This is a genomic window from Streptomyces sp. B1866 (assembly GCF_031932565.1).
Classification (GTDB): Bacteria; Actinomycetota; Actinomycetes; order Streptomycetales; family Streptomycetaceae; genus Streptomyces.
The window spans coordinates 1-8,496 of the sequence record NZ_JAVSCF010000268.1 but is presented as its reverse complement, the minus strand read 5'-3'; the positions used below and the strand labels follow the sequence as shown (position 1 = coordinate 8,496).

Here is an 8,496-nt window from a genome sequence, read left to right as displayed (position 1 = left end):
GGCACCCCGGGCGGGGCGGCCCGCCGTCAAGGGCCGGCAAGCCCGCGCGGGGCCCCGGCGGCCCCGGCCGCAGGGGCCGCCGCCCCCCGGCACGGGCGTGGCCCGGCCGGACCACCCCGGTGAGCGCCGCCGGCGCCGGACCGGCAGCCCACGACACCTGACAGCCACCCCGGGAGAACGAGACATCATGTGCGGAATCGTCGGATACATCGGCAAACGCGATATCGCGCCCCTGCTGCTGGAGGGCCTACAGCGCCTCGAATACCGGGGCTACGACTCGGCCGGCATCGCGCTGCAGCCCCGGCCGGGCACGGCGGGCGGCCTGCGGACCGCCAAGGCCAAGGGCCGGGTCCGCGACCTGCGGGACCGTCTGCCCAAGCGGTTCACCGGCACGGCCGGCATCGCACACACCCGCTGGGCCACCCACGGCGCGCCGAGCGACGCCAACGCGCACCCGCACCTCGACGCGTCCGGCAAGGTCGCCGTCGTCCACAACGGCATCATCGACAACGCCGCCGACCTGCGCGCCAAGCTCGCCGCCGACGGCGTCGAGCTGGTCTCCGACACCGACACCGAGGTGCTGGCCCACCTCGTGGGCCGCGCCCAGGCCGAAACGCTGGAGGAGAAGGTCCGCCACGCTCTCGGCGGGATCGAGGGCACGTACGGCGTCGCCGTGCTGCACGCCGACTTCCCCGACCGCATCGTCGTCGCCCGCAACGGCTCCCCGGTGGTGCTGGGGCTCGGCGAGAAGGAGATGTTCGTCGCCTCGGACGTCGCCGCCCTGGTGACCCACACCCGCCAGGTCATCACCCTGGGCGACGGCGAGATGGCGACCCTGAAGGCGGACGAGTACCGCACCTACACCACCGAGGGCAGCCGCACCTCCGCGGCGCCCACGGTGGTGGAGTGGGAGGCGGAGTCGTACGACCGGGGCGGCCACGAGACGTACATGCACAAGGAGATCCACGAGCAGCCGGACGCCGTGGACCGGGTGCTGCGCGGCCGGCTGGACGAGCGATTCTCCACCGTCCACCTCGGCGGGCTGAACCTCGACGCCCGCGAGGCGCGTGGCGTGCGCCGGGTGAAGATCCTCGGCTGCGGCTCGGCCTACCACACCGGCCTGATCGGCGCCCATCTGATAGAGGAGCTGGCCCGGGTGCCCGCCGACGCCGAACCCGCGAGCGAGTTCCGCTACCGCAACCCCGTCGTGGACCCCGACACGCTCTATCTCGCGGTCAGCCAGTCCGGCGAGACGTACGACACGCTGGCCGCCGTGCAGGAGCTGAAGCGCAAGGGCGCGCGCGTGCTGGGCGTGGTGAACGTCGTCGGCAGTGCGATCGCCCGGGAGACGGACGGCGGGATGTACGTCCACGCGGGACCGGAGGTCTCCGTCGTCTCCACCAAGTGCTTCACCAACACGGCGGTGGCCTTCGCGCTGCTCGCCCTGCACCTCGGCCGGATCCGGGACCTGTCCGTGGCCGACGGACGGCGGATCCTCGCGGGCCTGCGCCGCCTGCCCGGGCAGATCGCCGAGGTGCTGCGCGACGAGGAGCGGATCGCCGCGCTCGCCGGACGGTACGCGCATGCCAGGAGCATGATGTTCGTCGGCCGGGTCCGGGGCTTCCCGGTGGCACGCGAGGCGTCGCTGAAGCTGAAGGAGGTCTCCTACGTGCACGCCGAGGCGTACCCGGCGTCGGAGCTGAAGCACGGTCCGCTGGCGCTCATCGACCCGGACGTGCCGACCGTGGCGGTCGTGCCCGACGACGACCTGCTGGAGAAGAACCGGGCGACGCTGGAGGAGATCAAGGCCCGCGGAGGCCGCATCCTCGCCGTCGCCCATCAGGAGCAGCCGCGGGCCGACGACACGATCGTGGTCCCGCGCAACGAGCCGGAGCTGGACCCCGTCCTGATGGGCATTCCGCTCCAGCTCCTCGCCTACCACACGGCGCTGGCGCTGGGCCGGGACATCGACAAGCCGCGCAACCTGGCGAAGTCGGTGACGGTGGAATGACCCGGTCGGAGTGGCCCCGGCCGCGGAGTGCCGACGGGGCCGACCGGGCCGGCGGATGCCGGACGCCAGACCGCTGAGGGCCGCGGGGGGTGAAGGCGAGCTCCCCGCGTGTGCCACCACGCACGCGGGGAACCGCCTTCCCCTGTGCCGGCGTCGCCCAAACGCCGGCGATGGGCTGCCGCGGGAGCCGTCACCTCCCGAGCGGCAGCGCGTCCAGCCCCGTCAACGGCGTCACGCCCTGTGGGCTCGCGGTGTCGATCGGTGGGTTCGTACCCCCTTCGGCAGGCGCTCCACCCCGTACGGGCGAGTAGGTTTCCCGTACGGAGGCATTCCGCTACCGAGGGGCGCACCGGCGCGCGGAAGACGCGCGGGAGACGCCCCGAGCAACCCCCGGCGACCTGCTTCCGGGCGCCGCGCGGGGGAGGTCGGGCACGGGCACGGCCCACGCCGAGGGGCCGGGGCGCCGCAGACGGCGCGCCCGGCGGTTCCCACCAGCGGATCACCGCGGCAGGTCAGAGGGTCAGGGGAGCACAGAATCAGGGAATCAGGGGGTCAGGGGATGACCACGACCGGGCGCTGCGCCCGGCGCGCCAGCCGCCCCGCGACCGAGCCGAAGATCCGGCCCACCAGGCCGTGCGTGGAGCCGACCACGATCGCGTTGGCCGCGTACTCCCGCCCGACCTCCTCCAGCTCGTGGCAGATGTCCCCGCCGCGCTCGACGAGGATCCACGGCACCTCGGCGAGGTGGTCGGCGCAGGCCAGCTCCAGCCCGAGCACCTCGGTGCGGTGGTCGGGCACGTCCACGAAGACCGGGGGCTCACAGCCGGCCCACACCGTCGTCGGCAGCCGGTTGGCCACGTGCACGATGATCAGCCCCGAGCCGAGGCGGCGGGCCATACCGATGGCGTACGCGAGGGCGCGCTCACTGGACGTCGAGCCGTCGAACCCCACGACCACGCCGTGCTGGAAGGCCGGGTCGCAGGAATGACGCGTTTCTTCCGCCGCCTCGGGGTGCGTCTCGTGATCGACGACCCTCTTGCGGTCCGCGGGTTCGGGGATTTCGTGACCGGCCATCGGTGTCTCGGCGAAGGGAGTCCTCTTGCGGAGGGATCAGCGGGAGCCTTGAGGGTGGGTAGTCGCGGTCGGGGACTCGGGGAGCGCGGGGTGCGGAGAAAATCCGTCCGGGATTCACCTTTCCAAGCGCTTACCCCAAGAGTACGGCGCCGCTCCCCCCGTGCCCAGAGCCCATCCCCCCGGTTGAGGGTGCGCCCGAGGCGTTCCACGGAGCATGCCGGAGGGAGGACGGTAGCACAATGCCCCGAGTGGCCCCGTGTCGTACGGCATGGGGCCTTCGCGGCGTGACGTGAGGGGCGGCAGAGGCCTCCGGACACCCGTCGGACACCACGGGGACACCGGCGCGACCCCCGTGGACCCGCCGGGCGCGGTACCGGGTGTCCGGATGGCGGACATGGGGGCGCGCGGAAGCACTCGTTCCCGGGGGCGTGCGGGCGCGGCCGTCGGACCGGGGGCGGGAAGGCGCGCGCCGGGCCCGACCGGGGCGGCGACCAGCGGGCGTACGCCGGTTGATGGACCCTGCCGTACATCTGCTCCCACTACTTTTCGGCCAACTTCGCGCGATACCTCTTTCCTTGGCAAACGCGACGCCCAATAGCCGTCCGACCAGCGTGAGAAGGGGTATGAGGAGCGCGGACCCCCCTCGAAGAGGGGGTGCGAGTCAGACGCGCACTTCACAGCGAGCCCTACGAGTGCAACGCTTCGTGATCGAATGCTTCACGCCAAGTTGCCATGTCGACTTAGTGGCGGGTGGTGAACTGGTCACACCGACCACTCGCGACCCAGTAGATTCGATCTTGGCCATGACCGGCGGGGGAACCGTTCAGGACCGAGGGGAAACGTGCAGGACCGAGAGGACGCGACCACCGAGGGGGGCTTAGTGCCATGAGCCAGGACTCCACAACCGTACCGGAGGCCGCTCGGAAGCTCTCCGGACGCCGCCGACGTGAGATCGTCGCGGTGCTGCTGTTCAGCGGCGGCCCTATCTTCGAAAGCTCCATCCCGCTCTCCGTCTTCGGCATCGACCGTCAGGACGCCGGCGTGCCCCGGTACCGGCTGCTGGTGTGCGCGGGCGAGGACGTGCCCCTGCGAACGACCGGTGGCCTGGAGCTGACCGCGCCGTACGGCCTGGAGGCGCTGTCCCGGGCGGGCACCGTCGTGGTGCCGGCCTGGCGGTCGATCACCCAGCCGCCGCCGGCGCCCGCGCTGGACGCGCTGCGCCGCGCGCACGAGGAGGGTGCGCGGATCATCGGCCTGTGCACCGGCGCCTTCGTGCTCGCGGCGGCCGGGTTGCTCGACGGCCGCCCGGCGACCACCCACTGGATGTACGCGCCGACGCTCGCCAAGCGCTACCCGTCCGTCCACGTGGACCCGCGCGAGCTGTTCGTGGACGACGGCGACGTGCTGACCTCCGCGGGCACCGCCGCGGGCATCGACCTGTGCCTGCACGTGGTGCGCACCGACCACGGCCCGGAGGCCGCGGGGGCGCTCGCCCGCCGGCTGGTGGTGCCGCCGCGCCGCACGGGAGGCCAGGAGCGCTACCTGGACAGGTCTTTACCAGAGGAGATCGGCGCGGATCCGCTCGCCGAGGTGGTCGCGTGGGCGCTGGAGCACCTGCACGAGCAGTTCGACGTCGAGGCCCTGGCGGCCCGCGCCTACATGAGCCGCCGCACGTTCGACAGGAGGTTCCGATCGCTTACTGGGAGCGCTCCACTCCAGTGGCTGATCACCCAGCGGGTGCTCCAGGCGCAGCGTCTGCTGGAGACGTCGGACTACTCGGTGGACGAGGTCGCGGGCCGCTGCGGCTTCCGCTCGCCGGTCGCGCTGCGCGGCCACTTCCGACGCCAGCTCGGGTCCTCCCCGGCCGCCTACCGGGCGGCCTACCGGGCCCGCAGGCCGCAGGGCGGCGCCGCGGACCGTACGGACCGGCCCGACCGCGCGGACCGCGTGGAGCGGGCTGAGGTGGTGGAGCAGCGCTCCGGCGAACCCGGAGTGCCGCCCCGGCGCTCCGGACCGCCGGCGCCCGCCGGTGCGCACCCGCACCACGTGCCGCACCCGGTGCCGCCTCCGGCCGCGCCCGCCCCGCCGTCCGGCCAGGCGGCGTACGGCGGCGAGGCCGGCAAGCCGGTGTCGGACGCGTACGCCCCGCGGGTCCCCGACCAGGGAGGCGGCCGCCCGGTGGAGCGTCCGGCCCTGCCCGGCCAGCGGGAGCGCCCCGTAGGGTGAGACACATGAACGATCGCATGGTGTGGATCGACTGCGAGATGACCGGGCTCTCGCTGTCGGCGGACGCGCTCATCGAGGTGGCCGCGCTGGTCACCGACTCGGAGCTGAACATCCTGGGCGACGGCGTGGACATCGTTGTCCGGCCGCCCGCCGCCGCCCTGGCCACCATGCCGCAGGTGGTGCGCGAGATGCACACCGCGTCGGGACTGCTCGCGGAGCTGGACGGCGGGACCACGCTGGAGGAGGCCCAGCGCCAGGTCCTGGGTTACGTCCGCGAGCACGTCCCGGAGGCCGGCCGCGCCCCCCTGTGCGGGAATTCGGTCGGCACCGACCGCGGCTTCCTGGCGCGCGACATGCCCGAGCTGGAGAAGCACCTGCACTACCGGATCGTCGACGTGTCGTCGGTCAAGGAGCTGGCCCGCCGCTGGTATCCGCGGGCCTACTTCAACAGCCCGGAGAAGCGGGGCAACCACCGGGCCCTCGCCGACATCCGCGAGAGCATCGCCGAGCTGCGCTACTACCGGGAGGCGATCTTCGTACCCCAGCCCGGCCCCGACTCGGACGCGGCCCGGTCCATGGCCGCCAAGTACGTCCTGCCCGCCGCCGAGCCGTCGTGACGGCGCCCGCCTCCCCCGCCGGGGGCCACCGGCCGGGGGCCGCGCGCCGGCCTCGGCAAAGGCGGGAGCGAGCACCCTCGCGGACCCTGTAGAATCAAGCTCGGCCGCGAGGGGCCGCGTGCAGCGCGAAGGCCCCGGCAGCGGCCGTGGTGGGTGTAGCTCAGCTGGTAGAGCACCTGGTTGTGGTCCAGGATGTCGCGGGTTCGAGTCCCGTCACTCACCCTGAACGATCAAGGGCCGACCCGGCAGACCGGGTCGGCCCTTCTCCGTACGGTCCGACTCGTACGGTCCGCGCCTGTCCGTACGTACGGTCCGCGGCTCGCTGTCACCTCACGACGACCGGCGCGGCACCAGCCGGGTCGGCAGGACCAGCTGCGGGCACGGCCGCGGCCATCCGCCGCGCGCCTGGAGGAGCTGGTCCAGCAGGAGCCGGGCCATCGCCCGGCCCATCTCCTCCGTCGACTGCCGCACGCTGGTCAGCGGCGGGTCCATGTGGCGGGCCACGGCCGAGTCCTCGAAGCCGACCAGCGCCACGTCCTCCGGCACCCGGCGGCCCTCCTCGCGCAGCACCTGCCGGGCGCCGGCCGCCATCGCGTCGGAGGCCGCGAAGACCGCGTCCAGGTCCGGGCGGCGGGCCAGCAGCTCGCGCATGGCCGCGCCGCCGCCCTCCTCGGTGAGGTCGGCCGCGGCCACCAGCAGCGGGTCCAGCGGGCGGCCGGAGGCCCGTACGGCGGCGCGGTAGCCGTCCAGCCGGCAGCGGGCCGCGTACACGTCCTGCGGGCCCGCGATCATCGCGACGGTGGCCCGCCCGCGCCCGTGCAGGTGCTCGACGGCCGCCCGCGCGCCCCCGGCGTTGTCGGAGTCGACGTACGGGACGGACTCGTGCGCGGAGCGGCGGCCGCAGAGCACCACGGGTATGCCGGTGCGCTCCAGCACGTCGGGCAGCGGGTCGTCGGTCCGTACGGACACCAGCAGCACGCCGTCGACCCGGTGCGCGGACAGGTAGTCCGCGAGGCGCTGGCGCTGCTTGGGGGTGCGGATGAGGGTCAGCAGCAGTTGCAGGTCGGTGTCGGCGAGGCCGGTGCCGACGCCGCGGACGAGGTCGGCGATGTACGCCTCGGCGAACAGCCGGGCGTCCGGCTCCGGTATGACGAGAGTGATCGCGTCGGAGCGGTCGGCGGCCAGCGCGCGGGCGACCCGGTTGGGCACGTACCCGAGTTCGGCGACCGCCTGCTGGACGGCCGTACGGGCCCGCTCGCTGACCCGGGGCGATCCGTTGATCACCCGGGAGACGGTGCCGCGGCCGACGCCCGCGCGCGCCGCCACCTCCTCCAGCGTGGGTCTTCCGCGCCCAGCACTCCGTCGCCGGGTACCTGTCATCGCCCGCCTCCAGCCGTCCGCACTGCGACAACTTCCCAGCTACACCGCCCTGCCAGCAACACCCCCCGGCCGCGGTCACAGCACCCCGGCCCGCCCCTCCGCACAGCCAATGTCATGTGCTTCTGGCATATGCGGAGGTAGGCATGGGGGTGGAACGCCGGTGGGCCGCTCCCCGGAGTCGATCAAAGTCGTCCTGGGACGGCCGAAAATCGTAGGGCGTCAGTCCCGGCCCCGGGCGAAGACGGCGGCCGGCGGCTCGGGCGACGGGGCCGCCGTCGCGTCCGTGACCGCGGCGGCCCCGGCGGCGAACTCCGCCAGCGCGCGGCCGTGCAGGACCCGCGCGGGCTCCGGGCCGCCCGCCGCGCGCCGGGCCAGCTCGGCCAGGGGCAGCTCGCGGTCGGCGGCGAGCAGCACGGCGTTGCCGAACCGGCGTCCGCGCAGCACCGCCTGGTCGGCCGTCAGGCACAGCTCGGCGAACACCCCGCGCGCGGTGGCGACCTGGGCCCGGAGGTGGGCCAGGGGCGCGCCGTCGGCGATGTTCGCCGCGTACAGCCCGCCCGGGCCCAGGGCGCGGCGCGCCTCGGCCAGGAACTCGGCACTGGTGAGGTGCGCCGGGGTCCGGGCGCCGTCGAAGACGTCGGCGATGACCAGGTCGGCCCAGCCGTCGGGCACCTTGCCGAGCACGGCCCGGGCGTCGCCGTGCCGCACCCGGATCCGGTCGGCGGGGCGCAGCGGCAGCTCCCGCCGCACGAACTCCACCAGCGGCCCGTCCACCTCCGCCACCTGCTGGGTCGACCGGGGGCGGGTCGCGGCGGCGTACCGGGCGAGAGTGAAGGCGCCGCCGCCCAGGTGCACGGCGCGGACCGGCCGACCGGGCGGCGCGGCCAGGTCGACGACGTGGCCGAGCGCGCGCTGGTACGGGAAGCTCAGGCGCGCCGGGTCGTCCAGGTCGACATGGGACTGCGGGCGGCCGTCCAGCAGGAGCGACCAGGCGCGCGGCCGGTCCGGGTCGGGGACCAACTCGGCGAGCCCGCCGTCGACCGGCGCGGCGGCCGTCGCCGGCACGCGTCCCCTGCCCCGCCTGCTCCTCGCCACGCCGTCCAGTATCCCGCGCGCCTGTCGCCCGCGCCGCCGCCCACGGCGCCCGGGGTGCCCGCCGGTCGCCGGTCGCCGCGCCCGCCGCGCGGC

At 74.5% G+C, this 8,496-nt stretch carries 6 protein-coding genes and 1 tRNA gene; 4 read left to right on the top strand and 3 right to left on the bottom strand.

Going from position 1 to position 8,496, the window contains the following annotated elements; translation table 11 throughout:
* Nucleotides 1-187: 187 nt before the first annotated feature.
* Entirely contained in the window at nt 188-2,011 is a 1,824-nt protein-coding gene (glmS, locus tag RKE29_RS25250) for a glutamine--fructose-6-phosphate transaminase (isomerizing) (RefSeq protein ID WP_312007933.1), read from the top strand.
* Between the two features lie 552 nt (nt 2,012-2,563).
* Here glmS and RKE29_RS25245 read toward each other — a convergent pair.
* Nucleotides 2,564-3,085, bottom strand: coding sequence for a universal stress protein (locus tag RKE29_RS25245; RefSeq protein ID WP_312007932.1), 522 nt, complete (start codon nt 3,083-3,085; stop codon nt 2,564-2,566).
* A gap of 885 nt (nt 3,086-3,970) precedes the next feature.
* Here RKE29_RS25245 and RKE29_RS25240 point away from each other — a divergent pair.
* The 3 genes from RKE29_RS25240 to RKE29_RS25230 all read left to right on the top strand — a co-directional run bounded on the left by RKE29_RS25240 (nt 3,971) and on the right by RKE29_RS25230 (nt 6,150).
* Nucleotides 3,971-5,311 carry a helix-turn-helix domain-containing protein gene (locus RKE29_RS25240; RefSeq protein ID WP_312007931.1) on the top strand — a complete coding sequence of 447 codons (1,341 nt, stop codon included), beginning with the start codon at nt 3,971-3,973 and terminating at the stop codon, nt 5,309-5,311.
* A 5-nt stretch (nt 5,312-5,316) separates the two neighbouring features.
* The gene (gene orn / locus RKE29_RS25235; protein WP_312007930.1) at nt 5,317-5,928 is read left to right on the top strand and encodes an oligoribonuclease; all 612 of its coding nucleotides are present in this window, start codon (nt 5,317-5,319) and stop codon (nt 5,926-5,928) included.
* 149 nt (nt 5,929-6,077) lie between these two features.
* Nucleotides 6,078-6,150, top strand: a tRNA-His gene (locus RKE29_RS25230).
* Between the two features lie 108 nt (nt 6,151-6,258).
* Here the strand turns inward: RKE29_RS25230 and RKE29_RS25225 are convergent.
* Nucleotides 6,259-7,308: a LacI family DNA-binding transcriptional regulator gene (locus RKE29_RS25225; RefSeq protein WP_312007929.1), complete on the bottom strand. Its 1,050-nt coding sequence runs from the start codon at nt 7,306-7,308 to the stop codon at nt 6,259-6,261.
* A gap of 219 nt (nt 7,309-7,527) precedes the next feature.
* Entirely contained in the window at nt 7,528-8,403 is an 876-nt protein-coding gene (locus RKE29_RS25220; RefSeq protein ID WP_312007928.1) for a fused MFS/spermidine synthase, read from the bottom strand.
* Nucleotides 8,404-8,496 lie beyond the last annotated feature (93 nt).